The organism is gamma proteobacterium symbiont of Scutellera amethystina, assembly GCF_059730845.1.
This window is the reverse complement of sequence record NZ_AP035935.1, coordinates 451,062-475,613: the sequence shown is the minus strand read 5'-3', so window position 1 is coordinate 475,613 and position 24,552 is coordinate 451,062. Positions and strand designations below refer to the sequence as shown.

At 58.8% G+C, this 24,552-nt stretch carries 23 protein-coding genes and 1 tRNA gene; 4 read left to right on the top strand and 20 right to left on the bottom strand.

Translation table 11 applies throughout. The features are described 5' to 3' along the window. Genes rpsR through rpsF form a run of 3 tightly spaced genes read right to left on the bottom strand, consistent with a single transcriptional unit; the run spans position 1 to position 952 of the window. Positions 1-228, bottom strand: a complete 228-nt coding sequence (rpsR, locus tag AC6I79_RS02280; protein WP_000135199.1) for a 30S ribosomal protein S18 — start codon at positions 226-228, stop codon at positions 1-3. A 4-nt stretch (positions 229-232) separates the two neighbouring features. Next, positions 233-550 carry a primosomal replication protein N gene (gene priB, locus AC6I79_RS02275; protein WP_031280155.1) on the bottom strand — a complete coding sequence of 106 codons (318 nt, stop codon included), beginning with the start codon at positions 548-550 and terminating at the stop codon, positions 233-235. A 6-nt stretch (positions 551-556) separates the two neighbouring features. After that, positions 557-952 (bottom strand): 30S ribosomal protein S6, encoded by a 396-nt coding sequence (gene rpsF, locus AC6I79_RS02270; protein WP_021509750.1) that lies wholly within the window; start codon positions 950-952, stop codon positions 557-559. A gap of 386 nt (positions 953-1,338) precedes the next feature. On the opposite strand from rpsF, the gene AC6I79_RS02265 reads away from it, so the two are divergent. Then, a complete protein-coding gene (locus AC6I79_RS02265) occupies positions 1,339-1,545 on the top strand; it encodes a hypothetical protein (RefSeq protein ID WP_021509751.1) in 207 nt (68 codons plus the stop codon). A gap of 52 nt (positions 1,546-1,597) precedes the next feature. Here AC6I79_RS02265 and yjfP read toward each other — a convergent pair whose 3' ends face one another. Further along, a complete protein-coding gene (yjfP, locus tag AC6I79_RS02260; RefSeq protein ID WP_058759864.1) occupies positions 1,598-2,347 on the bottom strand; it encodes an esterase in 750 nt (249 codons plus the stop codon). 159 nt (positions 2,348-2,506) lie between these two features. Here yjfP and AC6I79_RS02255 point away from each other — a divergent pair, with 159 nt between their 5' ends. Further along, on the top strand, positions 2,507-4,438 hold the full coding sequence (locus AC6I79_RS02255) for a methyl-accepting chemotaxis protein (protein ID WP_104093863.1): 1,932 nt from the start codon (positions 2,507-2,509) through the stop codon (positions 4,436-4,438). A gap of 55 nt (positions 4,439-4,493) precedes the next feature. Continuing rightward, positions 4,494-4,820, top strand: a complete 327-nt coding sequence (gene bsmA / locus AC6I79_RS02250) for a biofilm peroxide resistance protein BsmA (protein WP_159378463.1) — start codon at positions 4,494-4,496, stop codon at positions 4,818-4,820. Here bsmA and AC6I79_RS02245 read toward each other — a convergent pair. From AC6I79_RS02245 to nnr, 15 genes are all read right to left on the bottom strand, one after another. Beyond that, entirely contained in the window at positions 4,794-6,422 is a 1,629-nt protein-coding gene (locus AC6I79_RS02245; RefSeq protein WP_058771338.1) for an isovaleryl-CoA dehydrogenase, read from the bottom strand. The two genes, bsmA and AC6I79_RS02245, sit on opposite strands and share 27 nt — an antisense overlap. A 95-nt stretch (positions 6,423-6,517) precedes the next feature. Then, positions 6,518-7,252 carry a 23S rRNA (guanosine(2251)-2'-O)-methyltransferase RlmB gene (rlmB, locus tag AC6I79_RS02240; RefSeq protein WP_021509756.1) on the bottom strand — a complete coding sequence of 245 codons (735 nt, stop codon included), beginning with the start codon at positions 7,250-7,252 and terminating at the stop codon, positions 6,518-6,520. A gap of 138 nt (positions 7,253-7,390) precedes the next feature. Then, complete coding sequence (gene rnr, locus AC6I79_RS02235; protein ID WP_159378464.1) at positions 7,391-9,829, bottom strand: ribonuclease R; 2,439 nt, start codon at positions 9,827-9,829, stop codon at positions 7,391-7,393. 16 nt (positions 9,830-9,845) lie between these two features. Further along, the gene (nsrR, locus tag AC6I79_RS02230; RefSeq protein WP_021509758.1) at positions 9,846-10,289 is read right to left on the bottom strand and encodes a nitric oxide-sensing transcriptional repressor NsrR; all 444 of its coding nucleotides are present in this window, start codon (positions 10,287-10,289) and stop codon (positions 9,846-9,848) included. 195 nt (positions 10,290-10,484) lie between these two features. Next, positions 10,485-11,783, bottom strand: coding sequence for an adenylosuccinate synthase (locus AC6I79_RS02225; protein ID WP_125309934.1), 1,299 nt, complete (start codon positions 11,781-11,783; stop codon positions 10,485-10,487). A 175-nt stretch (positions 11,784-11,958) separates the two neighbouring features. Continuing rightward, positions 11,959-12,159 (bottom strand): DUF2065 domain-containing protein, encoded by a 201-nt coding sequence (locus AC6I79_RS02220; RefSeq protein WP_031280157.1) that lies wholly within the window; start codon positions 12,157-12,159, stop codon positions 11,959-11,961. 57 nt (positions 12,160-12,216) lie between these two features. Beyond that, positions 12,217-13,221, bottom strand: a complete 1,005-nt coding sequence (gene hflC / locus AC6I79_RS02215) for a protease modulator HflC (protein ID WP_021509761.1) — start codon at positions 13,219-13,221, stop codon at positions 12,217-12,219. 3 nt (positions 13,222-13,224) lie between these two features. Further along, on the bottom strand, positions 13,225-14,460 hold the full coding sequence (gene hflK, locus AC6I79_RS02210) for an FtsH protease activity modulator HflK (RefSeq protein ID WP_021509762.1): 1,236 nt from the start codon (positions 14,458-14,460) through the stop codon (positions 13,225-13,227). Between the two features lie 79 nt (positions 14,461-14,539). After that, a complete protein-coding gene (gene hflX / locus AC6I79_RS02205) occupies positions 14,540-15,820 on the bottom strand; it encodes a ribosome rescue GTPase HflX (protein WP_021509763.1) in 1,281 nt (426 codons plus the stop codon). Positions 15,821-15,900: 80 nt separating this feature from the next. Then, positions 15,901-16,215 carry an RNA chaperone Hfq gene (hfq, locus tag AC6I79_RS02200; protein WP_010618006.1) on the bottom strand — a complete coding sequence of 105 codons (315 nt, stop codon included), beginning with the start codon at positions 16,213-16,215 and terminating at the stop codon, positions 15,901-15,903. 110 nt (positions 16,216-16,325) lie between these two features. Beyond that, the gene (gene miaA / locus AC6I79_RS02195; protein ID WP_031280158.1) at positions 16,326-17,267 is read right to left on the bottom strand and encodes a tRNA (adenosine(37)-N6)-dimethylallyltransferase MiaA; all 942 of its coding nucleotides are present in this window, start codon (positions 17,265-17,267) and stop codon (positions 16,326-16,328) included. Further along, a complete protein-coding gene (gene mutL / locus AC6I79_RS02190; RefSeq protein WP_264441923.1) occupies positions 17,260-19,119 on the bottom strand; it encodes a DNA mismatch repair endonuclease MutL in 1,860 nt (619 codons plus the stop codon). Before mutL ends, miaA begins: the two co-directional genes overlap by 8 nt. 42 nt (positions 19,120-19,161) lie before the next feature. Then, positions 19,162-20,820: an N-acetylmuramoyl-L-alanine amidase AmiB gene (gene amiB / locus AC6I79_RS02185; RefSeq protein ID WP_159377421.1), complete on the bottom strand. Its 1,659-nt coding sequence runs from the start codon at positions 20,818-20,820 to the stop codon at positions 19,162-19,164. Further along, a complete protein-coding gene (gene tsaE / locus AC6I79_RS02180) occupies positions 20,817-21,293 on the bottom strand; it encodes a tRNA (adenosine(37)-N6)-threonylcarbamoyltransferase complex ATPase subunit type 1 TsaE (RefSeq protein ID WP_059012451.1) in 477 nt (158 codons plus the stop codon). The genes amiB and tsaE overlap by 4 nt, the downstream gene beginning before the upstream one ends. A gap of 3 nt (positions 21,294-21,296) precedes the next feature. Then, the gene (nnr, locus tag AC6I79_RS02175; RefSeq protein ID WP_072217103.1) at positions 21,297-22,814 is read right to left on the bottom strand and encodes a bifunctional ADP-dependent NAD(P)H-hydrate dehydratase/NAD(P)H-hydrate epimerase; all 1,518 of its coding nucleotides are present in this window, start codon (positions 22,812-22,814) and stop codon (positions 21,297-21,299) included. On the opposite strand from nnr, the gene queG reads away from it, so the two are divergent. After that, on the top strand, positions 22,813-23,952 hold the full coding sequence (gene queG / locus AC6I79_RS02170) for a tRNA epoxyqueuosine(34) reductase QueG (RefSeq protein WP_159377420.1): 1,140 nt from the start codon (positions 22,813-22,815) through the stop codon (positions 23,950-23,952). The two genes, nnr and queG, sit on opposite strands and share 2 nt — an antisense overlap. 431 nt (positions 23,953-24,383) lie before the next feature. Here the strand turns inward: queG and AC6I79_RS02165 are convergent. Beyond that, positions 24,384-24,459, bottom strand: a tRNA-Gly gene (locus AC6I79_RS02165). Between the last annotated feature and the right edge of the window lie 93 nt (positions 24,460-24,552).

The following is a 24,552-nucleotide window of genomic DNA, read 5'->3' as shown; positions in this document are numbered from 1 at the left end:
TTACTGATGACGATCAGTGTACGGCAGCAGAGACAGGTAACGCGCGCGCTTGATAGCACGAGCCAGCTGACGCTGGTATTTTGCACGAGTACCGGTGATACGGCTTGGAACAATCTTGCCGCTTTCAGTGATGTAGTTTTTCAGCGTTGCGATATCTTTATAATCGATCTCTTGAACGCCTTCCGCGGTGAAACGGCAGAACTTGCGACGACGGAAATAACGTGCCATTTGGCTAGTCTCCAGAATCTATCAATTCAATCTGCTCGGCATGTAACACAAGTTTGCTCTGGCCATTGCGTGCCTGATGGCAGCTAATAAAACCTTCGAGTGTGAGTTGCGTGCCGACCGTTATATGTTGAGTAATCGCCTGATGGGCGCTGCCGCTGATAATCACCGGCATCTGACACCAGGCTTGCCGGTGAAACCCGGCTTCCTCCTGCACAGAACGATGCTCAAGCACGAACTGGCAGTGAGGAATCCCTGACGGACTGACTTTTCGAACTGGCGTCTTGCACACGGTGCCAGACAGGCGCAGCCGATTGGCCGTCATCGTGGATTACTCTTCAGAATCCCCAGCATCTGAGTCTTCTGCCGATTCGTTAGCGAAGTCTTCGCGGCGCTCACGACGCTCGTCTTTCGCTTTAACCATCGGAGAAGCTTCAGTTACCGCGTGCTTAACGCGCATAACCATGCTGCGGATAACGGCGTCGTTGAAGCGGAAGTTAGTTTCCAGCTCGTCGATCACTTCCTGCGGTGCTTCTACGTTCAGCAGAACGTAGTGTGCTTTGTGCAGTTTGTTGATCGGGTAAGCCAGCTGACGGCGACCCCAGTCTTCCAGACGGTGGATCGTGCCCTGTGCACCAGTGATAGCACCAGTGTAACGCTCGATCATGCCCGGAACCTGCTCGCTCTGGTCAGGATGGACCATAAATACGATTTCGTAATGACGCATCGATAGCTCCTTACGGATTATTCAGCCTCCTGTCAGGGTCAGCTGCGGCCCACGGAAGCAAGGAACGTTATAGGTTGCGAATCACCCAAAAGATGAAACACACCTCTGAATGCAGCTGAAAAATTGACGCGTAATCATACTGACCTCGCCGGGGAAACTCAAGCGCACAATTCATCAAATTGTCGCTGTCGTGCCAGGCGGGGACACCTTTTGTGCTAAGGATTGAGATTCAGCAGGTTAGTCAGAGATTGTTCAAAATCCCTGAACGAGGCGTTCAGCACGACGATCTGGCGTCGTACTGGTGAAGAACTAAACTCTCTACAGGCGCAACGGTTTGGCTTAATCAGCGCGCCTGAGAGTGAAATCCCTGGAGTGAGGAGTCGATTATGAAAGCTGTCATTATCGCCACTTTACTGGGTCTCTTCCTGTCTACCCCCGCTCTTGCCAGCTCCGCTGACCAGGCGCTGCAGATGAGAAGTAACAGCAGCAAAGCGGCTTCAGGCTATGTCTACGTTAACCGGCTGGATGCGCCAGGCGGTAACCCGGTCAGCGCGAACACCAGCGCCGCCGACCGCTTGTCGTCACAACTGTAGTCCGGCCTGTTATCCCGGGCTGGCGTGCTCCGCACCGCCAGCCCGTTCCGTTTTACAAATGATGTTTAAAGAAACTGACCAGCGCGGTGAGCGCTGGCGGCGTGATTTTGTGCCCGATCTGCTTTTCCGCCAGAAAGGTGAGCCGGCTGTCGAGCTGCGCCTCGCGCAACGCCTTCTCCAGCCGTACCGTTTCGGCAAACGGTACGACTTCATCCGCTTCACCGTGCCATAACAGCAGCGGTCGGTTAGCCAGCTGCGCCAGCTGCTGACAGGGATCGTAGGCCGCCAGCGGGGCCAGTCGCGCCTGTAACGCCGCTTTTTGCTCTGGCGTGTGCGCTACCAGCGGCGGGAACAGCGTCTGACTGAGCTGCATGAAGTAGCCGGAGCCCATCAGACAGGCAACGCTGTGCAGGTGTGGATAGCGCGCCATCGCGCCCAGCGCGGTCATCCCGCCCATTGAGGCGCCGGCAATAGCGAAACGCTCATCTGCCACCCAATCGTTGTCGCGCAGCACCGCTTCCAGCAGCGGCACTTCATCGATGTTCTGGCGCAAAATCTCCCAGAAGTGCGTCATGCGCGCGTCGGTATCACCGTTGTAGCGCGCGCCGTGCATCTCTGCATCCGGCATCACCACACGGAAACCGGCCTGCGCCAGCGCCACGGCAAAGTAGCTGTACACCTCTTTCGACGAGGTAAATCCGTGATAAAACAGGATGGTGGGTAAGCGCGCCAGCCGCTGTCCGGCCGGTGCCGCGTGAATACACTCAATGCCAGCCAGGTTCTCCGTTGCCAACTCAATCATACCGTCTCCGTTGAGAATGATTATCACTGGTCTCAGTGTACGTGCTGCCGGCCAAAACGCGAGCCACATCACATTTATTTCGATTAATTTCTGCCCTAAACATTTGCCGCATTTTGCCGTTGATCCTGTACCCCTCCAGTTATTTATTAAAGGTACTTTATGAAGCGTCTCTCTCTCAGCGCCATGAGTCTCGGAATTAAGCTGTCTGTATTGACGTCTTTCAGTGTGGCAATCGTGCTGTTTGCCCTGACGTTAACGCTCAGCCATAACGCCGCGCGCCAGCTGGAGCAGCTGGCTGTCGACGATATGCAAAACCAGGTGCTCGGCATTAATGAAATGGCCACGATGTTTAACGCGACCTTATCGGAAGAAGTGGCGAACTATACCCGGCTGTTTCAGAGCTTTTTACCTAAGCGATTCAGCCGTGACGACAGCTCACGCATTCAGGTGGGATCGTTCAGCACGCCGACGCTGCGTGCCGGGCTGAAAACCCTCAACCTCGATCAGATCGCCGTGGACGATTTTCTCGATCGTACCGGTGCAGTTTCCACCATTTTTGTGCGCGACGGCGAGGATTACATTCGCATCGCGACCTCACTGAAGAAAGAGGATGGCAGCCGCGCGGTGGGCACCCAGCTTGATCGCAGCAGTGCGGCGTGGCGCAGCGTGAATAAGGGCGAAGTGTATCGCGGCCTGGCGACGCTGTTCGGCCATCGCTACATCACCCAATACCAGCCGGTGCAGGACGACAGCGGCGCAGTGATCGCCATTCTGTTTGTTGGCGTGCAGATTGATAAACAGTACGCGCTGATGCGGGACAAAGTGCTGGCGCGACGTCTCGGCGACAGCGGCAGCTTCTTCGTGCTGAACGGCACGCCGGGCAGCGCACAGGGCCAGTATCTGTTTGCCCGTCAGTCAGAAGGCAAGCTGCCGGACTGGGATCGCAGCGTACAGCAGCAGATCCTGACGCAGCCGCACGGCCTGCTGGAGATCGCGCATCAGGGCGAAACCCGCCTGCTGGCGTGGCAGCAACTGCCGGGCTGGAACTGGATTATCGCCGGTGAAGTCAGCCGCGCCAGCCTGCTGGCACCGATCACCCACAGCCGCAATCTGTTCATGCTGATTGGCCTGGCGCTGGTGCTCGCCTTTGCCATTGGCTTTGTGCTGTATAGCCGGCGCGCCATTACCCGGCCGCTGCAGCAGGTGATCCATCTGGCCGAGCAGTATGCGGCGGGTAATCTGCAGGCGCACCTCGACTCAGCGCGCCGCGACGAGATCGGTCAGCTGGTGAGCGCGATTAACGGCATTGGCGACGGCCTGGAGAAAGTGGTGGGCCAGGTGCGCGCCGCCGCGCGTGAGATCAGCGACGGCACCGACACCATTGCGGCCAGTAGTTCCAGCATCAGCGAGCAGATTGGCCGCCAGGCGAGCAGCGTTGAAGAGACCTCGGCCAGCATGGAGCAGTTTGGCGCAACCGTGGCGCAAACCGCCGCTAACGTGCGTCAGGCGATGGCGCTGGTCGGTGAAGCCGCCAGCACCGTCAGCCAGGGCGGCAGCACCGTGGCGCGCTCGGTAGAGACCATGGCGGAGATTCGCATTGCCTCGCAGAGCATCGCCGACATTACCCACGTGATCGAGTCGATTGCCTTCCAGACCAATATTCTGGCGCTCAACGCTGCGGTTGAGGCAGCGCGCGCCGGTGAGCACGGCAAAGGCTTCGCGGTCGTCGCTGCGGAAGTGCGTGCGCTGGCGCAGCGCAGCGCCAATGCGGCGAAGGAGATTGACGGGCTGATTGCCAGTTCGATCGATAAAGTGGCCGCCGGCCATGCGCTCTCGGAACAAACGCGTGACGCCATGAGCCATATTGTCAGCCATATCGAACAGGTGAAAACCCTGATGGGGGAAATCAATATCGCCGCCCAGGAGCAGGCTGCGGGTATTGGTCAGGTCAATCTGGCAATGAACCACATCAGCCATGCGACCCATCAGAGCAGCGACATGATTAACCAGTCCGAGCACACGGCGCAGCACCTGAGTCAGAAAGGCCATCATCTGACCCAGCTGGTGAGTATTTTCCGTCTCAACGACTGATGAGCCGGGGCAGATGGCTTACACTTGAGTCATCTGCCTGTTTTCCGGAGCCACCATGCGTACGCTTATTCTGCTGCTGGGCCTGCTGCTGAGCGGCTGTGCCACACTGCACACCACGCCACAACCCCCGCCAGCGCCCACCACTCAGGCGCAGGAGATCACCCGCGCGCAAAGCTATGGCCTGCCGAAGCTTGGCACCGTCAGCGCCCATTCACGCGGCTCGCCGGATGATGTGCAGCGCGCAATCGCTGCACGCGCCAATCAGAGCGGTGCGGTTTACTATCAGATCCTGATGGTCGATGAGACCACCATGCCTGGCTTCTGGTATGCCACCGCCATTCTGTACGGCGCGCCCTCAGGCGGCAGTAGCACGCTGCAGTAAGCGTGCGCTCAGATCATCACTCAGCGCCTGTGCCGGGCGCGATGAGAGATAACGCGCGCACCAGCTGTCCGCCAGCGGCGGTTCTGCCGCTTTCAGCAGCACCGCGGCACTCGCCAGCCGAATCAGCATGTCGCTGACCTGCCGTCCCTGCTCTTCGCGCAGGTTGCCGAGCTGCAGCCGCAGCTGACGCCAGCAGCGATCGAAGTGGCGATTGCTGCCCTTCACCGCATCAAACTCATCCTGCAACATGCTAAGCACCTCTGCATGCCGTCCCAGTACACGCAGCACATCCAGGCACATCACGTTACCCGAGCCCTCCCAGATGCTGTTCACCGGCATCTCGCGATACAGGCGCGGCAGTTCACTCTCTTCGCAGTAGCCAATGCCGCCCAGCACCTCCATGGCTTCAGCCACAAATGGCATACCGGCTTTGCAGATAACGAACTTGGCCGCCGGGGTGAACAGGCGTGCATACAGTCGTTCATGCGCGCTGGCCGGCGTTGACCAGGCGCGCGCCAGACGCAGCAGCAGTGCGGTTTGTCCCTCCAGCTGCAGTGCCTGCTGCGCCAGCACCGCACGCATCAGCGGCTGATCGCTAAGGCTTTTGCCCATCACCTGACGCTGACCGGCGTGATGCAGCGCAATCGCCAGCGCGCGTCGCATCTGGCCATGGCTGCCGAGCGCGCAGTCAAAGCGCGTCATGCCGCCCATTTTCAGGATCAGCCGCACGCCATCGCCCTCCTCACCCATCAACCAGCCGAAGGCATCCTGAAACTCTACTTCGGCGCTGGCATTGGCGCGGTTGCCCAGCTTGTCTTTCAGGCGTTCAAGACGAATGGCGTTGCGCGTGCCGTCCGGCAGCAGGCGCGGCAGGAAGAAGCAGCTCAGCCCGGCGGCGGTCTGCGCCAGAATCAGGTGCGCGTCGCTTTGCGGCACCGAGAAGAACCACTTGTGGCCGGTGATGCGCCAGGGTTCGCCCGGCGCACGCGTGCCAGGCGGTTCGGCGCGTGTGGTGTTGCTCAGCACATCGGTGCCGCCCTGCTTCTCCGTCATGCCCATGCCAATCAGCAGGCCGCGCTTCTGGCTGCCGGGCAGATGATGCGCATCATACCGATCGCTCAGCAGTCGATCGTGCCAGTCGGCGTAGGGAGCGGGCAGATGGGTTTGCAGCAGCGGGATCGCGGCGTGAGTCATGGTTACCGGGCAGAGTGAACCGGCTTCCACCTGCGCATGCAGAATGAAACGCGCCGCGCGTGCCACCATGGCGCTACCCTGCACGTCGGGCTGCCAGCTCAGGTTATGTAACCGGCTGGCGCACACGCCCTGCATCAGCAGATGCCAGGCAGGATGAAAGCGCACCTCGTCGAGTCGCTCACCGCGCGCGTCGTAACGCAGCAGCTCCGGCGGCTGTGCATTGGCCAGGCGACCTAATTCCAGTGACTCCGCGCTGCCGAGCTGCAGGCCAACGGACGCCAGCCATTCGCGGTCCCAGCCGGCCCCTTCACGCACCACCGCCTCGCACAGCGCGCTGTCGCCGGTAAAGAGATTGCTGTTGCTGAGCGGAGATGGTTGATTGAATACGCTGTGAGTGGTCCAGGCCATGGCACGCTCCTCTCCTGTTGCCCGTACTGATGTGGCTATAAGTATGGAGAGGATGTGCAGTTATGCCGGGTACAGCTGAGGTTTTGCGGCGGCGATCACGCCTGGCGCTGACGCACCGCTTCGAACAGACAAACGCCGGTGGCCACCGAAACGTTGAGGGAAGAGACGCTGCCGGCCATCGGGATGCTGATCAGCTCATCGCAGTGTTCGCGCGTCAGGCGGCGCATGCCTTCTCCTTCCGCACCCATCACCAGCGCCATCGCGCCGGTCATTTTGCTCTGATACAGCGTGTGGTCTGCTTCACCAGCCGTGCCGACGATCCAGACGTTGTACTCCTGCAGCAGACGCATGGTGCGCGCCAGATTGGTGACGCGAATCAGCGGCACGTTTTCCGCCGCCCCGCTGGCGACTTTTTTCGCCGTGGCGTTGAGTGGTGCCGAACGGTCTTTCGGTACGATCACCGCATGCACACCCGCCGCATCGGCGCTGCGCAGGCAGGCGCCCAGGTTATGCGGATCGGTGACGCCATCCAGAATCAGCAGGAACGGCTGATCCAGTGAGGCCAGCAGATCCGGCAGATCGCCTTCCTGATAGTTTTTACCCGGCTTAACGCGCGCCACGATGCCCTGGTGCACGCCGCCTTCGACCTGGCCGTCGAGCCACTGGCGGTTGGCCAGCTGAATCACAATTCCCTGAGCTTCCAGTGCGGCGATCAGCGGCTGCAGGCGGCGATCATCGCGGCCTTTAAGGATAAAGACTTCCTGAAAACGCTGGGGATCACGCTCCAGCAGCGCCTGCACGGCGTGAATGCCAAAAATTATTTCACTCATTACTTTGCTCAAGGTTGGATGTATATCGTTGAATACAGAACATTAATCAGGCTGCGCGTTGGGGCGCAGCCTGCGAAACAGGGTTGAGCAAGGTGCGTCAGCGCTGACGCACCTGGCCGCTGGCGGATGAAGAGGCCATCAGGCTTCGCTGGCCTTCTTCTTCACTGCGCGCTTCGCCTTGGTTGCGGCGGCGATTTTACGGGTTTTTTCGGAGACTTTTTTGCTTTTTTTCTCGCTTTTATTCGCCGCAGCCGGCTGCTTCTCACCGCGGAAAGCGGCGTCCGGCTCAAAGTTGCCCTTGCGACCCGCATCGCGACGCCGCTTCGCCGGTGGCTTGCCGCCACGCTTCTCACGCTCGCGCGCGGTTTTTCCTTCACCGCGCGGTACGCGTTTGCTGGAGATCAGCGCGAAATCGATCTTGCGCTCATCCATGTGCACCGCGTCAACGCGCACTTCCACCGCATCACCCAGACGGTAAGTGCGACCGCCGGATTCGCCAATCAGACGCTGGCCCACCGGATCGAAGCGGTAGTAATCATTGTCCAGCGTGGAGACGTGCACCAGGCCATCAATGAACAGATCGTTGAGGCGAACAAAGAAGCCAAAGCCGGTCACGCTGGAGATCACGCCGTTGAATACGTTACCCACCTGATCCTGCATAAAGTCGCACTTCAGCCAGTCGGCCACATCGCGCGTCGCTTCGTCGGCACGGCGTTCGGTCATCGAACAGTGCTGACCCAGCTGCAGCATCTGCTGCATATCGTAGTGATAACCACCGGTTGGCGTGGTGTTGCCTTTTACCGTGCCCTGCTCTTTAGCCAGCAGGTACTTGATGGCACGGTGCAGCAGCAGATCCGGATAGCGACGGATCGGCGAGGTAAAGTGCGCATACGACGCCAGCGCCAGGCCAAAGTGACCGCGGTTTTCCGGATCGTACACCGCCTGCTTCATCGAACGCAGCAGCATGGTTTGCAGCATTTCAGCATCCGGACGGTCGGCAATCTGCGTCAGCAGATCGGCATAATCGATCGGCTGCGGTTTCGACCCACCCGGCAGGCTGAGGCCCAGCTCGCCCAGCACGGTACGGAAGCTGGTGATGCTGTCTTCGCTCGGGCGATCGTGATCGCGGAACAGCGCCGGCTCCTGATGTTTCTCAACGAAACGCGCGGAGGCGATGTTGGCCAGAATCATGCACTCTTCAATCAGCTTGTGCGCATCGTTACGTACAGTGCGCTCCACGCGCTCAATGCGACGCTCAGCGTTGAAGATGAATTTGGCTTCGTCGGTTTCAAACGAGATGCCACCGCGCTGTTCGCGGGCGGTTTCCAGCACCTCATACATGCGGTGCAGCTCTTCGAGGTGCTTCACCTGCGCCGCATACTGTTCACGCAGCTCCGGGTTGCCCTGCAGAATGCTCCACACTTTGTTGTAGGTCAGACGCGCATGTGAGTTCATCACCGCTTCGTAATGTTTGAAGCCGGTGAGTTTACCGCTGGCCGAGATGGTCATCTCGCACACCATGCACAGGCGATCCACCTGCGGATTGAGCGAGCACAGGCCGTTCGAGAGAATCTCCGGCAGCATCGGTATCACCTGCGACGGGAAGTAGACCGAGGTGCCGCGCTGCTGCGCTTCGTTATCCAGCGCGGTGCCGGGACGCACGTAATAACTGACGTCGGCAATCGCCACCCACAGGCGCCAGCCGCCGCCGCGTTTTTTCTCGCAGTAAACGGCGTCATCGAAGTCACGCGCGTCTTCACCGTCGATGGTCACCAGCGGCAGTTCACGCAGGTCGACACGGCCTTTTTTCGCCGATTCCGGTACCAGCTCTTTCAGCCTGGAAATCTCTTTCTCAACTTCTTCCGGCCATGAGTGGGGAATTTCATGGGTGCGCAGCGCCATATCCACGGCCAGACCGGTGCCCATGTTGTCGCCGAGAATTTCTGTAATTTTGCCGATGGCTTTGCTGCGGCGCGTCGCGCGCTGCACGATCTCCACCACAACCACCGATCCCATGCGCGCATTCAGCGTCTCTTCCGCCGGGATCAGAATGTCAAAACTCAGACGGCTGTCGTCCGGTACCACGAAGCCGGTGCCGGCATCGGTGAAGTAGCGGCCAACAATCTGGCTGTTGCGCGGTTCCAGCACGCGAACCACGCGCGCTTCACGCCGCCCTTTGCGGTCGGAGCCGCCTGGCTGGGCGAGGATGACATCACCGTGCAGGCAGAACTTCATCTGCTCCGCCGAGAGGTAGAAGTCATCTTTCTGACCATCAACGCGCAGGAAGCCGTAGCCATCGCGATGGCCAATCACTTTGCCGCGCAGTAAATCCAGACGCTCCGGCAGGGCGTAGCACTGGCGACGGGTGAACACCAGCTGGCCGTCACGCTCCATGGCGCGCAGGCGGCGACGCAGCGCTTCAAGCTGATCTTCGCTGGTGATGTTTAACTCTTCGGCGATCTCTTCGCGGCTCGCCGGCTTTTCACGCTTTTCTAATAGCGCGAGGATAAATTCCCGACTGGGAATAGGATTTTCGTACTTTTCAGCTTCTCTATCCTGAAAGGGATCTTTTGACATTACGGTTCCTCCGATGTCATTTATGTGGAATTGCCACCGGCGGTTCGGACAATAAGATGTGGTAAAGCGAATCGTTGTTTTGCACCAGGTCGGCGAGCGTATATTTATCCAGTTCCTGCAGGAATAGCTGGACCGCATTATTCAGCGCGCTACGCAGGCGACAGGCGGGATTTATCGCACACTCTTTACAGTTTACCAGCTGCAAAGGCTCCATTTTTCTCACGACATCGCCAATGACGATTTTTTCCGGGTCCATGCCTAAACGAATTCCGCCGTTTTTACCGCGTGTCGCGGCAACAAAGCCGGCCCGGCTCAGTTGATTGATGATTTTAACCATATGGTTACGCGATACCCCGTAGGTATCGGTGACTTCGGTAATGTTGGTCTGCTGACCTTGCGGCAATGTCGCCATGTAAATCAGGGCGCGCAGACCGAAATCGGTAAAACTTGTTAGCTGCACATGTACCTCAGTGAATCATCGATATTGTTGTTATAACGCCCGTGAGCGCTTCGATTAACATTGATGATAAACCAGTGTGGAAAACCCGGAGCGCTTTTTTCCTGCAACTCCCGAAACCAGCAGGAAAAAATGAAGTGAGCGGAGTCAAAGAGCAGATAAACGAAGGCCGGACAGTGTCCGGCCTGCAAAACGTGATTAAGCGTCGAACGGATCGCGCAGAATCATGGTCTCACTACGGTCGGGACCGGTTGAAATAATATCAATCGGCACGCCAGTCACTTCTTCAACACGTTTGATGTAATCACGTGCTGCCTGCGGCAGGCCTTCCAGTGTTTTAACACCAAAGGTGTTTTCACTCCAGCCCGGCAGAGTTTCATAAATCGGCTCGATGCCTTCCCAGCCTTCTGCCGCCAGCGGCGTGGTGGTCATCTCGCGGCCATCCGGCATACGGTAACCGACGCAGATTTTCACCTCTTTCAGGCCATCCAGCACGTCCAGTTTGGTCATGCAGAAGCCGGACAGGGAGTTGATCTGCACCGCGCGGCGCACAGCTACCGCATCCAGCCAGCCGGTACGACGACGACGGCCGGTGGTGGCACCGAACTCATGACCTTTCTCACACAGGAACTCGCCGGTTTCATCAAACAGTTCGGTCGGGAATGGACCGGCACCAACGCGGGTGGAGTAAGCTTTGACGATGCCCAGCACGTAATCCACGTAACGTGGACCGATACCTGAACCGGTCGCCACGCCACCAGCAGTGGTGTTGGACGAAGTCACGTACGGATATGTACCGTGGTCGATATCCAGCAGCGTACCCTGTGCGCCTTCAAACATGATCAGGTCGCCACGCTTACGCGCGCCGTCCAGCAGTTCAGACACGTCAACGACCATGCCGGTCAGGATGTCGGCCACCGCCAGTACATCGCTCAGCACTTTATCGTAGTCTACTGCATCTTCTTTGTAGTAGTTCACCAGCTGGAAGTTGTAGAAATCAACGATCTCTTTCAGCTTCACGGCGAAGGTTTCTTTGTTGAACAGGTCGCTGACGCGCAGACCGCGACGGGCAACTTTATCTTCGTAGGCTGGGCCGATACCACGACCGGTGGTACCGATAGCTTTGGCACCGCGCGCTTTTTCACGCGCCAGGTCCATCGCCACATGGTATTGCAGAATCAGCGGACAAGCTTCAGAGATCAGCAGACGTTCACGTACCGGCACACCGCGCGCTTCCAGACCGTTCATCTCTTTCATCAGGGCTTCAGGCGACAGCACAACACCATTACCAATGATGCTGGTGACGTTTTCACGCAGGATGCCAGAGGGAATTAAGTGGAGGACGGTTTTCTCACCGTTGATGACAAGTGTATGGCCTGCATTGTGGCCACCCTGGTAACGCACAACATATTTCGCGCGTTCAGTCAGAAGGTCTACGATCTTACCTTTACCTTCATCACCCCATTGGGTGCCCAGTACGACGACGTTCTTACCCATTTTCTAAAATCACCGATTGCTTAAAAATGGATTCTACCATCGGATTTTCACTCTTTCAGCACTTTTAGCATACGATTGCGCTGTTTTTTGCCTGAGTTTTGATCACTACAACATGTTGGGGGCAATGCTCTGCAGCAGACACAATTTAGCCGTGCGGCAGCGCGCAGATTTTTGCTCAGCCATTCGCGTGCGTGCTCAGCATGGCGTAAATCACCACGCCCGCCACCACCAGCCCGCCGCCAAAACGGTGCAGTATACGGTCAGGTAACTGCGTCATCGCCAGAATCATGCGACGCCACAGGCGCGGCAGCAGCATCGGTCCTAATCCCTCCAGCACCAGCACCAAAGCCAGCGCCATCCAGACGGTTGTGTTCATTCTGTTTTCCCAAAAAAAAGGCCGACATCAGTGTCGGCCTCAAGGTTATAACAGTTATTAACGCGAGACGTTAGTTGGCGCCTTCATATAGCGGAAGAAATCGCTATCCGGGCTCAGCACCATCACGTCCTGATTGTCCGCGAAGCTGTTCTCATAGGCACGCAGGCTGCGGATAAAGGCATAGAAATCAGGATCCTGGCTGAAGGCGTCAGCGAACAGCTTGGCCGCTTCACCATCCCCTTCACCACGGCTGATCAGCGCCTGACGCTGCGCTTCTGCCAGCGTACGGGTTACCTGATAATCGGCCTGGGCGCGCAGTTTTTCCGCCTCTTCCTGACCCTGTGAGCGCTGGCTACGTGCTACCGCTTCACGCTCGGCGCGCATACGGTTGTAGATCGCGTCCGACACTTCGGTCGGCAGGTTGATCTGCTTGATGCGCACGTCGACCACCTGAATACCCAGCGCCGCCATACTGTTCGGGTTTGGCGCTGGCTCATTGCTGTTGGTCTCGCGCTCAACGCGGGCAGCCGCGCTGGCAATCGCATCGTCAGCGGCTGGCGTCTGCACTTCGTCGTCATTGCCGGCACTGCCGGTGTTCAGCGCATCGCGTACGTCGGTAGTCAGACGGCCACGCGAGTCGGTGACGATATCTTTCACATCAAGACGGCCCATTTCTGAACGCAGACGGTCGCTGAATTTACGTTTCAGCAGCACTTCCGCCTGAGACACATCGCCACCGCCGGTCGCGAGGTAGTAACGGCTGAAATCGCTGATGCGCCACTTGATGTAAGAGTCAACAATCAGGTCTTTCTTCTCTTTGGTGACGAAACGATCGGCCTGGTTATCCATGGTCTGGATGCGCGCATCCAGCGACTTCACGGTTTCGATAAACGGAATCTTGAAGTGCAGGCCCGGTGCGTACACCTGCGGCTTGTTCTCATCATCACGCAGCACTTTACCAAAGCGCAGCACGATACCGCGCTGGCCTTCCTGCACCACGAACAGTGAGGCGTACAGCACCACCAGAACAACAATAATTACGGCGATGATTGGCTTACGCATCGATTACTCCCTCCCTTCGCGCTGGGTATCGTTACGCAGCGCATTGGCGCGACGCTGATCCATGATGCTGTCCGGACTGTAGGATGAAGTGTCGCCGCGGCCGGCATTGCTGCCCGGTGACGACGGTAACTTCATCAGATTGGCATTGTTCTGACCGCTCTGGCCGCCTGCCTGGCCGCCACGCATCAGCTGATCCAGCGGCAGCACCATCAGGCTGTTGCCACGGTCGTTAACCAGCACTTTGCGGGTATGGCTGAGCACGCGCTCCATGCTTTCAATATAAAGACGTTCTTTGGTGATCTGCGGTGCGGCTTTGTACTCCGGCAGCAGACGCGCGAACCGCGCCACTTCACCCTGCGCTTCCAGCACAGTACGCTCTTTGTAGGCTCGCGCCTCTTCAAGAATACGCTGCGCCTGGCCGTTAGCACGCGGCTGCACTTCGTTGGCGTACGCTTCAGCTTCACGCACGTACTGCTCGCGGTTTTCGCGGGCGGCAATCGCATCGTCAAACGCGGCTTTGACCTCTTCCGGTGGACGCGCCGCCTGGAAGTTGACGTCAAGCAGCGTAATACCCATGTTGTAAGGACGAATGGTTTCGTCGATTTCACGCTGGGTATCGCTACGCACGACGGTACGGCCTTCGGTGAGGATACGGTCCATGGTCGAGCGGCCAATCACGCCGCGCAGCGCGCTGTCAGTGGCCTGACGCAGGCTGTCATCGGCACTGGTCACCGCATACAGGTAGCGCTCCGGATCGGTCACGCGGTACTGCACGTTCATCTCCACGCGCACCACGTTCTCGTCCGAAGTCAGCATCACGCCCGACGCCGCCAGCTCACGCACCGCTTCGACGTTGACGGCCCGCACCTGATCGATAAAGGTCGGTTTCCAGTTGAGGCCAGGCTCAACCAGATGGCTGAATTTGCCGAAACGCGTCACGACCCCGCGTTCCGCTTCTTTGATGGTGTAGAAACCACTGGCTGCCCAGATGACCACTGCCGCCACGGCGACAATGCCAACCAGTTTGCCACCGCTGCCGCCGCTGCGCTGGCCGTTATCGCTCTGTTTGCCACCGCCCAGTCCGCCGAGTTTTTTACTCAGCTTACGGAAGATATCATCCAGATCAGGAGGTCCCTGATCGCGACCTCCTTTATTTCCCCCAGAGTTGCCGCCTTGGTTATTGCTGCTTCCCCACGGGTCGCGGTCCTGTCCGTTATTTCCGGGCTGATTCCACGCCATGTCTCTACTCCATTTATTGTATATAAGTTTACCCTGCCACGTGCCGGGCACGTCTTGGGGTAAATGAGTTGGGCAACGGTCAAACAATATAACTGGCGAGCTGCGGTTCCTGCTTGCACAAGCGGCGCCAGTCAACAATCGGCATTCGCACCTGCAAACCTACGCAGCCATCTTCTTCATTCCACTCTTTTTCAATCGCCTGCAGCTGATAGAAGCGGCTGCGCAGGCGGCCCGCTTCCGGCGGCAGACGTAAATCATACTGCGCCACTTCACCGGCTAAGCGCTCGGACAGCGCCTGCCACAGCAGCGGCAAACCGGCACCGCTCTGCGCCGACAGCCACACGCGCGTCGGCCGGTTCTCTTCGTCGCGATCGATACGCGGCTCAAAGCCATCCAGCATATCGATCTTGTTCATCACCAGCAGCACCGGAATCTCATCGGCTTCAATCTCTGCCAGCACTTCGTTTACGGCGTCGATGTTGTCATTGACGCGCAAATCCGCGGCGTCAATCACGTGCAGCAGCAGCGACGCCTGACGGGTTTCCTGCAGGGTGGCTTTAAACGCCGCCACTAAGTCATGCGGCAGGTGACGGATAAAGCCTACCGTATCCGCCAGCACCACTTCGCCGACATCGGCCACGTTGAGGCGGCGCAGCGTCGGGTCCAGCGTGGCGAACAGCTGGTCGGCAGCATACACGTTGGCTGAAGTGATGGCGTTGAACAGGGTGGATTTGCCGGCGTTGGTGTAGCCCACCAGGGAGACGGTCGGCACATCGGCTTTCGCACGCGCCTGACGTCCCTGCTCACGCTGTTTTTCCACGCGTTCAAGGCGGGACAGAATCTGGCTTATACGGCCGCGCAGTAAGCGCCGGTCGGTTTCCAGCTGGGTTTCACCCGGTCCACGCAGGCCGATACCGCCTTTCTGCCGCTCAAGGTGAGTCCATCCGCGCACCAGACGGGTGGCAAGATGGCGTAACTGTGCCAGCTCGACCTGCAATTTCCCTTCATGGGTGCGGGCGCGCTGGGCAAAAATATCGAGAATTAAGCCGGTGCGATCGATTACGCGACATTCGCACAGCCGCTCAAGATTACGTTCCTGAGCAGGGGATAAGGCATGATCGAATAAAACGACCGATGCTCCACTCGCTTTCACCGCATCGGCAATTTCAACTGCCTTTCCTTCACCGACAAAATATTTGGGATGTGGCGCTTTACGGCTGCCGGTAATCACTTGCAGCGCATCGACGCCCGCAGAAGAGACAAGAGTTTCAAACTCCTGCAAATCTTCCAGCTCTTTGTCTTGGGAGAACCAGATGTGTACCAGTACGGCCTGCTCACCGGCATCATAACGGTCAAACAAGCTATAACCTCGCTAAAATAAAATAACCAGGACGGGAAAACGCACTCGCTCCCCAGCCCTGGCTTTACGGCCGTGCAGAATTACTCTGCGTTATCGCCGTCTTGTTGTGGCTGCGACTGAGCGCCCTGGTTGCTTCCGCCATGGTGGTAGTTACTGCCACCGCTGCCGCCCGCGTTGTTGCTATGGTGCGAAACCGGACGAGAAGGAACCACTGTAGAGATGGCGTGCTTATACACCATCTGGCTTACCGTGTTTTTCAACAGAATGACGAACTGATCAAAGGATTCAATTTGTCCCTGCAGCTTAATACCATTCACCAAATAGATCGAAACCGGTACACGTTCACGACGCAATGCGTTCAAAAACGGGTCTTGTAATGATTGCCCCTTAGCCATTCTATCTTTTCCTTATATGCTTGTTGTTTGTTACTTTGTGAACCGTGGTTCAGAAAAACTGCGTAAAAATTTGCGCACGATAACGGACCAATTGTACACAATCATCCCTGCTACGCACTAACAACCTGAAGCACCGCATTACGCGCTAATTCTGGCGCGTCACTGTCTAACCAGTGGACGTCGGGCCAGCCACGTAACCAGGTCATCTGGCGTTTAGCGAGCTGCCGGGTGGCGCAAATTCCCCGATAAACCATTTCGTCGTAATCGATTTCGCCAGACAGATAAGACCACATCTGACGGTAACCAACACAGCGAATGGAAGGCATGTCCGTATGCAAATCACCTCGTGCAAACAGTGCCCGAGCCTCCGCTTCAAAACCTGACGCTAACATCTGGTCGTAACGCAACGCGATGCGCTGGTGTAACAGTTCACGGCTCGCCGGAGCGATAGCAAACTGGTACACATCGTAGGGTAACGCTTCACCGGCCGTTTTTGTCAGTTCCGTTAAAGTTTTACCCGAAATAAAAAAAACTTCCAGTGCTCGCGAAAGTCTCTGCGGATCATTCGGATGAATACGACTACCGGCGACCGGATCGATTTCACACAGCTGGCGGTGCAGGGCTTCCCAGCCTTTTTCCGCCGCCATTTGCTCTATTCGCTGACGCACTTCCGGATCGGCCGAGGGCAGCGGCGACAATCCTTCCAGCAACGCTTTGAAGTAAAGCATGGTTCCACCAACAAGCAGCGGAATCTTACCTTTTTGGGTAATCTCCGCCATTTCTGCCAGCGCATCGCGACGAAACTCAGCAGCGGAATAGCTCTCCGCCGGGTCGCGAATGTCCAGCAAGCGATGGGGTGCCTGCGCCAACTCCTGTGCCGACGGTTTCGCCGTGCCAATATCCATCCCGCGATAGATTAAGGCAGAGTCAACGCTAATAAGTTCCACCGGAAGTTGCTGACGCAACGCAATGGCTAATGCCGTCTTACCGGAGGCGGTCGGCCCCATCAAAAAAATTGCCTTTGGCCGGCTAGCCTGGTTCAGTTCACTCATGCTTCAACGCGTTTAGCGCGCTCTCAATCTCAAGGGTCTGTAACAGACCTGAAGGCGGCGATTTCAGCAGATGCGGACAGAGCCGTTCGAGCTCTGCCAGCAGCGTGATCGCCTGCGAGTGATTCCAGTGAGGTTCTGCCGCATCGTCGCGTCGCGCCAGCCACTGGGCCAGTGCGGAAGCAGAAACCTCTTGCTGCCGGGCGAGATAGCCTAACAGGTCTGGAATCAAGATTTGTAAATTTTGTGTTCGTAACGGTAAAGGGACAGCGCGCAGCGTCACATGCTGTCCTTCCCGTTGTAAATCAATGCCCATCTGGCTTAACAGCGCCGACTGGGCGTCAATCACGCTTAACTCTTCGTGAGCGATTTTCAGCCGTACCGGGATCAGCAGCGGCTGCGGTTTGAGCCCCTCATCGCCGGGTTGCAACTGGGCCTGTTTGAGCCAGCGCGCCGCCACGCTTAATGACAGCAGCTGCAATGTCTCCCCGCGCTCCAGCAGCGCATAGCGCTCGCGTATCACGCTGAGCACCCGGCCAAAACTTTGCGTGTGGGCGGCCAGCGGCGCTTCACGCGCGGGTGCCGGGCGTGGCGCGGGCGCGGGTTCAGCGGCCGGTGCGCGTGGCGCTTCCGCCGCCGGCGTTTTTATCAGCTGCTGATAAACCGCCCCTTCACGCGCGCGATAGCCCGGCTCTTTCGGCTGCCACTGGCCGCCCGTGCCGCCGGATGCCGCGCTGCCACCGCTGCGCGCACCGGTTGCCGGCTGGGCAAAGTGATTCGCCCCGGCGGCCTGGCGGTTCTCTGGCTGCCACTGCGGCGGCGGCTCTTCGGCATGGGCCAGCGGCAATTCGGCGCTGCGACTGGCCTGCAGCACGCTCATCACGCCCTGCCAGATAAAGTCATGCACCAGACGCGACTGATGAAAACGCACCTCATGCTTCGCGGGATGCACGTTGACATCCACCTGGTGCGGGTCAATCTCCAGATACAGCACGTAGGCTGGCTGCTGATCTTCACCGAGCTGGGTTTGATAGGCCTGGCGGATGGCGTGATTAATCAGCTTGTCGCGCATCATGCGACCGTTAACGTAGCAGTACTGCAGGTCGGTAACCTGACGCGACCCCGCCGGATCGGCCACCCAGCCGCGCAGCGCCAGATCGTCGTGCTGCCAGTCAATGCGCAGCGCGTGCTGCATGAAAGGTGTCCCGCAGATGGCGCCAAGACGCCGCTCGCGCTGCGCCTCCTGCGTCACGCCGCGATACTGACGCACCAGCTTGCCGTTGTGCGTCAGCGAAATGGCAACGTCGAAACGCGCCAGCGCAATGCGGCGAATCACCTCATCAATATGGGTGAACTCGGTCTTTTCGGTGCGCATGAATTTACGGCGGGCAGGCGTGTTGTAGAACAGATCGAGCACTTCCAGCGAGGTTCCCACCGGGTGGGCGGCGGGTTTGACCGTCACCGCCATATCGCGCCCTTCGGCATAGGCCTGCCAGGCTTCCTGCTGATCGGCGGTGCGCGACGTTAGCGTCAGGCGCGACACCGAGCTGATACTCGCCAGCGCTTCGCCGCGAAAGCCGAGGCTGACAATCGCCTCCAGATCATCCAGCGAGGCAATTTTGCTGGTGGCGTGGCGGGCCAGCGCCATCGCCAGTTCATCTCTGGCAATGCCGCAGCCGTTGTCGCGGATGCGGATCAGCTTTGCACCGCCTTTCTCAATATCGACCTCAATGCGCGTCGCTCCGGCATCAAGGCTGTTTTCCACCAGCTCTTTTACGACCGAGGCCGGGCGCTCAACCACTTCGCCAGCGGCAATCTGGTTCGCCAGCTGAGGCGGTAAAATCTGTATTGGCATGGTGGTGATCCTTATCAGGTATGGGCTGCGCGCAGCCCCTCATCAGGATTGTGGAATCTTTAAATTTTGCCCCAGCATCACGTTGCTCGACTTCATGTTATTCGCCTGCATGATGGCTTTCGGGCTGACGCCGTACTTCGCGGCAATCGCCGTCAGCGAATCACCGCGCACCACTTTGTGCCGCGCCGGACGGCTGGCCGCGGTGCTGACGCCGGAACCGGCCGGCACTTTCAGCCGCTGGCCGACCCACACTACATCGCGCTTCAGGTTATTCAGCTCGCGCAGCGTCGCCATGCTGACCCCGTATCGCGCGGCAATGCCGGACAGCGTCTCGCCGCGCGTCACGGTATGGCGCTGGGTAGCACCGGTGTACTGCACGGTGCCGGTCGCCGGGTTGCTGGCGACGCTAACCGCTGGTGCGCGATCCAGCGGCCGGTTTTCCTCCTTTGGGACCGATTGCAGCGGATGCGCGAGGAAATAGTTACGCAGTCCTTTGTAAATCGACTGGGCAATCTTTTCCTGATACGCGCTGCTGCCTAGCAGCCGCTCCTCCCCGGCGTTACTGATAAAGCCGGTTTCAACCAGTAAAGAAGGGATGTCCGGCGAACGCAGCACGCCGAGGCTGGCATGTTCCGGCAGACGTTTGTGCAACGGCGTCACGCCGCGCAGCTGCTGCAGCACTTTAACCGCCACGTCATAGCCGACGCGCTGTGAATGGCCAAACTGCAGATCCAGCACCGCCTGGCTCAGGTAGGGATCGGCCTGGCTGTTCGCCAGCAGATCGCCCGCGCCGCCCAGCAGCTCAGACTGTTTCTCTTTCTGCTCCAGCCAGTTAGCCATTTCGCTGTTGGCGCGACGGTTGGACAGCACCCAAACCGAAGCCCCGGTAGCAGAGTGATTCGGTGCGGCGTCGGCGTGAATCGATACCAGCAGGTTAGCGTTCTCTTTACGCGCCACCTCGGAACGGCCCATCACCGAAATAAAGTAGTCGCCGTTACGCGTCAGCACCGGTTTAAACATCGGGTCCTGATCCATCAGCGCTTTGAGCTTCCGCGCGATGGCGATGGTGACATTCTTTTCATGTAAGCCGTGCTGGCCCGACGCGCCAGGATCCTGACCGCCGTGTCCGGCATCAATCGCCACGATCACTGCATCATTACGGCTGACAGCACCGCCCGGACGCACCGTGGTGTTGCTGCTGGTCACCGCCGTCACCGGATTGGCGTTGAACGGATTGCCCTGGCTGGTCGTAGCGCTGTCGCTCTGGCGCGCACGCGTCACCGGTGCCGCCGCGGTGCTGCGTCTGGCAGGCTGGGTGCCGCTGATGGTGAAGACCACGCGGTACTGATTGCCGTCGCGCTGCGTACTGGCGCGCGTTTTCGCCGCCTGGGTCAGCTCAAACACCAGCCGGATGCTCTGCTTATCCTTCGGCTGGCTGTTACGAATCCGTTTAACGATGTTTTCGCCGCTAAAGTTGAGCGGCAGCCCCTGAATATTGCCGCTCTGGCGAATATCCAGCACCACCCGGTTCGGGTTGTGTAGCGGAAAGAAGCCATACACCGGCTGACCGTTGAAGCTCAGGGTCACCGTCGCCTGGCTGTCGCCGTTATCGACTTTGATATCTGATAGTGTCGCGGCCAGCGCCGACGAGGAGAACAGACACAGCAGGGCGAGCATCATCCCGGTAACGCGTGACATCATGCCGGTTCCCTGCCCTGCTGAAACTGCTGCAGCAGCGTGTCGCCGAGCGGCGAATGCGCGCTGATTTCCGCTGCGCGCGCGCTGGCGACGTAGCTTAGCGTCAGTGCCAGATCCGGCTCTGGCAGCACACCTGCGCCCTGCTGCGGCCACTCAACCAGGCACAGCGCGTCGCCGCTGAAGTAGTCACGGATGCCCATAAACTCCAGCTCTTCCGGGTCGGCGAGGCGATAGAGATCGAAATGGTACAGGCTACGGTCGCCCAGCTGATAGGGCTCAACCAGCGTATAGGTTGGACTTTTGACGTTGCCCTGATGGCCAAGCGCCTGCAAAAAACCGCGGCTGAAGGTGGTTTTACCGGCACCCAGATCGCCATACAGATAGATCACCACCGCGCTGCTGCAAACGCGGGCCAGTTGCGCACCCAGATTCAGGGTTGCCGCCTCATCGGGCAAAGGAATAACACAGGTCTTCATGCTTTATTGTTGGATCATCTCTGGATTAACAAACTGCCACAGCAGTGCGAACAAATCAGTGGCTAACATGCCGCGCGTCCCGCGCTGTCGCGCTACCGCATCCGCCGCGGCACCGTGCGCGACACAGCCCGCACAGGCGGCGTCAAACAGGGTGGCCTGCTGGCCCAGCAGGGCGGCGATAATACCGCTCAGCACATCGCCCATACCGCCGGACGCCATGCCTGCATTGCCGACATCCGCAATCGCCATGTCGCCCGTCGCGCTGGCAATTACCGTACCGGCACCTTTCAGCACCACCACGCCGCCATAGCGGTTTGCCAGGGTTTGCGCGGCGTGTAAGCGGTCACTCTCAATCTCTGCGGTTTTCACCCCGAGCAGGCGTGCTGCCTCGCCGGGATGCGGCGTAATGATGCGATTCTGACGGTTATCTGCATTGATTGCCAGCAGGTTAAGCGCATCAGCATCCCAAAGCATCGGCTTTTCACTCAGTGCCACCTTTTTCAGTGCCTTCTGAGCCCATTCACGCTGGCCAAGACCGGGGCCGATGGCGATGACATCCGCCCACGCCAGCGCGTCGTCCAGCCGCGCGTCGCTCAGGGCATCCACCATTAGCTCCGGTCGTGCGCTGAGAATCGGACCAATATTATCTTCATGCGTTAACACCCGCACAAGCCCGGCACCGCTGCGCAGCGCCGCTTCGCCGGTCATGCGGATCGCGCCGGCCGTGCCGCTGTCGCCGCCGACCACCAGCAAACGGCCGTGATCGCCTTTGTGCGAGGTGGCTTTACGCGGCTTCAGCCAGCGCGGTAAATCCGCTGCCGCGTAGCGATGAATCGGCGCCGGCTCGCCAGCCAGAAACGCGTCCAGACCAAGCGTCGCGCAATGCAGCACGCCGACGTGGTCACGCGCTTTGCCGGTTAGCTGACCGGGCTTCAGCGCAATCATACTTAACGTACAGTCCGCCACGACCGCCGCCCCTGGCGTGGTGCCGGTCGCCGCCACCAGCCCGGAAGGGATATCGACGGCAAACACCGGCGCGGCGTGCGCATTGATCTGTTCGATTAGCGACTGATAAGGCGCGGCAGGCGCGCGATTCAGCCCGGTGCCCAGCAGCGCATCAACAATCACGTCGATGTGTTCCGGCCAGGCAGCGTCGGCGGCATGAATCACGCCGCCAGCCGCCAGCCAGCCGTCGCGCGCCTGCTGTGCTTCTTCCGGCAGCGGACGTTCGCTGTCACAGGCCAGCAGCGTCACGCTCAGCCCGGCGGCCTGCGCCAGCCGCGCCACCACGTAGCCATCGCCGCCGTTATTACCGTGGCCGCATAAAATCAGCCAGTGCTGCGCCTGCGGCCACTGCTGGCGAATCCGTTCATAACTGGCCTGCCCGGCGCGTTGCATCAGTTCATACAGCGTCAGTCCCAGGCTATCGGCGGCGTCGCACTCCAGTTGCGGCATGGCCTGCGCAGGCCAGACAGAGTGTGGTAAACTGCGTGCGTTTGCTTCAATTGCCTGGTCTCTCATGTCATACCCTCTCGATCTTCAACAGCTCGCTCAACAGATTAAACAGTGGGGGCGCGAACTCGGCTTTCAGCAGGTGGGGATTTGCGATACCGACCTGAGCGCCGAAGAGCCGAAACTGCAGCAGTGGCTGGAGAAACAGTATCACGGCGAGATGGACTGGATGGCGCGTCACGGCATGATGCGCGCCCGTCCGCATGAACTGCTGCCCGGCACGCTGCGCGTGATCAGCGTACGCATGAACTATCTTCCGGCCAAAGCCGCGTTTGCCAGCACGTTAAAAAACCCGCAGCTGGGTTATGTCAGCCGCTACGCGCTGGGCCGCGATTACCACAAAGTATTGCGCAATCGACTGAAAAAGCTCGGAGAAAAAATCCAGGCCCACTGCGGCGCACTCAATTTTCGTCCGTTTGTTGACTCCGCGCCGATTCTGGAGCGGCCGATTGCCGTCAAAGCCGGACTCGGCTGGACCGGCAAACATTCGCTGGTGCTTAATCGCGAAGCCGGCTCATGGTTTTTCCTCGGCGAACTGCTGATTGATCTACCGCTGCCGGTGGATGAGCCGCAGCAAGAGCAGTGCGGCCGCTGCGTCGCCTGCATGACCATCTGCCCGACCGGCGCCATCGTCGAACCTTATGTCGTCGATGCGCGCCGCTGCATCTCCTATCTCACCATTGAACTGGAAGGCGCCATTCCCGAAGCGCTGCGCCCGCTGATCGGCAACCGCATTTACGGCTGTGACGACTGCCAGCTGATCTGCCCGTGGAATCGCTATGGTCAGCTGACCGACGAAGAGGATTTTTCGCCGCGCGCGGTGCTGCACGCGCCGCAGCTGGTCGAACTGTTCGGCTGGGATGAAGCCCGTTTTCTGCGCGTCACGGAAGGCTCCGCCATTCGCCGCATCGGCCATCTGCGCTGGCTGCGTAACGTAGCGGTGGCGCTGGGTAATGCGCCCTGGGCACCCGGGAATCTCACGGCATTAGAACAGCGGCGCGGTGAACATCCGCTGCTGGATGAGCACATTGACTGGGCGATAGCGCAACAGCGGCAAAAGCGCGCGGCGCAGGCGATAGAGGTGCAATCGGCACAGCAGCAGCGGCTGGTGCGCGCCGTCGAGAAAGGGTTACCGCGTGATGCATGATTGAGCAATCGCGCAGGATATTATGCTTTTCCACATGCTGTGAATAAAATTATTTCCCCGAATAGTGACGTGGATCGTTATTTCGTCTAAAAGGGGCATTCACAGTCTGAAATATCATTTACCCAATAAAAAACATAGAGTTAGATAATTACTGTAAACATTTACGTCGGGTTTTGCACGCAGGGGCTTGTCCAGAGCTTGTGGATAACTCTGTTCAAAACGGTTTTGCAGATAGGGTAAAACGCCGTCAGCACGTTGCGGGCGCATTGTGGATAACCTGTAAGATTACTGCAACAGACGCAGACATCTCAGGCACTCACGCGGCGTGCAAAATTTCCAGATAACAAACGGAACCGCACAGGTAAAACGACTGCAGCAGTTGTATGTCTGATTGTGCCCGGGGGCAAATAACTTTAGTGAATATGAAAATCTGGAGCGGGAAACGAGACTCGAACTCGCGACCCCGACCTTGGCAAGGTCGTGCTCTACCAACTGAGCTATTCCCGCATAATCTTCGTATTTTAGTCTGCCACGGCGTTGGCTGCCTTCGCTCACCCAGGTCACTTACTCGTGTAAGCTCCCAGGGATTCGCTCAGTTGC

Coding starts and splice junctions, on each gene's coding strand:
- queG (WP_159377420.1), top strand. CDS start 22,813: ATGTCATACCCTCTCGATCTTCAACAGCTCGCTCAACAGATTAAACAG.
- nnr (WP_072217103.1), bottom strand. CDS start 22,814: ATGAGAGACCAGGCAATTGAAGCAAACGCACGCAGTTTACCACACTCT.
- mutL (WP_264441923.1), bottom strand. CDS start 19,119: ATGCCAATACAGATTTTACCGCCTCAGCTGGCGAACCAGATTGCCGCT.
- hfq (WP_010618006.1), bottom strand. CDS start 16,215: ATGGCTAAGGGGCAATCATTACAAGACCCGTTTTTGAACGCATTGCGT.
- miaA (WP_031280158.1), bottom strand. CDS start 17,267: ATGAGTGAACTGAACCAGGCTAGCCGGCCAAAGGCAATTTTTTTGATG.
- AC6I79_RS02265 (WP_021509751.1), top strand. CDS start 1,339: ATGAAAGCTGTCATTATCGCCACTTTACTGGGTCTCTTCCTGTCTACC.
- yjfP (WP_058759864.1), bottom strand. CDS start 2,347: ATGATTGAGTTGGCAACGGAGAACCTGGCTGGCATTGAGTGTATTCAC.
- hflK (WP_021509762.1), bottom strand. CDS start 14,460: ATGGCGTGGAATCAGCCCGGAAATAACGGACAGGACCGCGACCCGTGG.
- rnr (WP_159378464.1), bottom strand. CDS start 9,829: ATGTCAAAAGATCCCTTTCAGGATAGAGAAGCTGAAAAGTACGAAAAT.
- tsaE (WP_059012451.1), bottom strand. CDS start 21,293: ATGAAGACCTGTGTTATTCCTTTGCCCGATGAGGCGGCAACCCTGAAT.
- AC6I79_RS02225 (WP_125309934.1), bottom strand. CDS start 11,783: ATGGGTAAGAACGTCGTCGTACTGGGCACCCAATGGGGTGATGAAGGT.
- priB (WP_031280155.1), bottom strand. CDS start 550: ATGACGGCCAATCGGCTGCGCCTGTCTGGCACCGTGTGCAAGACGCCA.
- AC6I79_RS02220 (WP_031280157.1), bottom strand. CDS start 12,159: ATGAACACAACCGTCTGGATGGCGCTGGCTTTGGTGCTGGTGCTGGAG.
- hflC (WP_021509761.1), bottom strand. CDS start 13,221: ATGCGTAAGCCAATCATCGCCGTAATTATTGTTGTTCTGGTGGTGCTG.
- amiB (WP_159377421.1), bottom strand. CDS start 20,820: ATGATGTCACGCGTTACCGGGATGATGCTCGCCCTGCTGTGTCTGTTC.
- rpsF (WP_021509750.1), bottom strand. CDS start 952: ATGCGTCATTACGAAATCGTATTTATGGTCCATCCTGACCAGAGCGAG.
- bsmA (WP_159378463.1), top strand. CDS start 4,494: ATGCGTACGCTTATTCTGCTGCTGGGCCTGCTGCTGAGCGGCTGTGCC.
- AC6I79_RS02245 (WP_058771338.1), bottom strand. CDS start 6,422: ATGGCCTGGACCACTCACAGCGTATTCAATCAACCATCTCCGCTCAGC.
- AC6I79_RS02255 (WP_104093863.1), top strand. CDS start 2,507: ATGAAGCGTCTCTCTCTCAGCGCCATGAGTCTCGGAATTAAGCTGTCT.
- rlmB (WP_021509756.1), bottom strand. CDS start 7,252: ATGAGTGAAATAATTTTTGGCATTCACGCCGTGCAGGCGCTGCTGGAG.
- rpsR (WP_000135199.1), bottom strand. CDS start 228: ATGGCACGTTATTTCCGTCGTCGCAAGTTCTGCCGTTTCACCGCGGAA.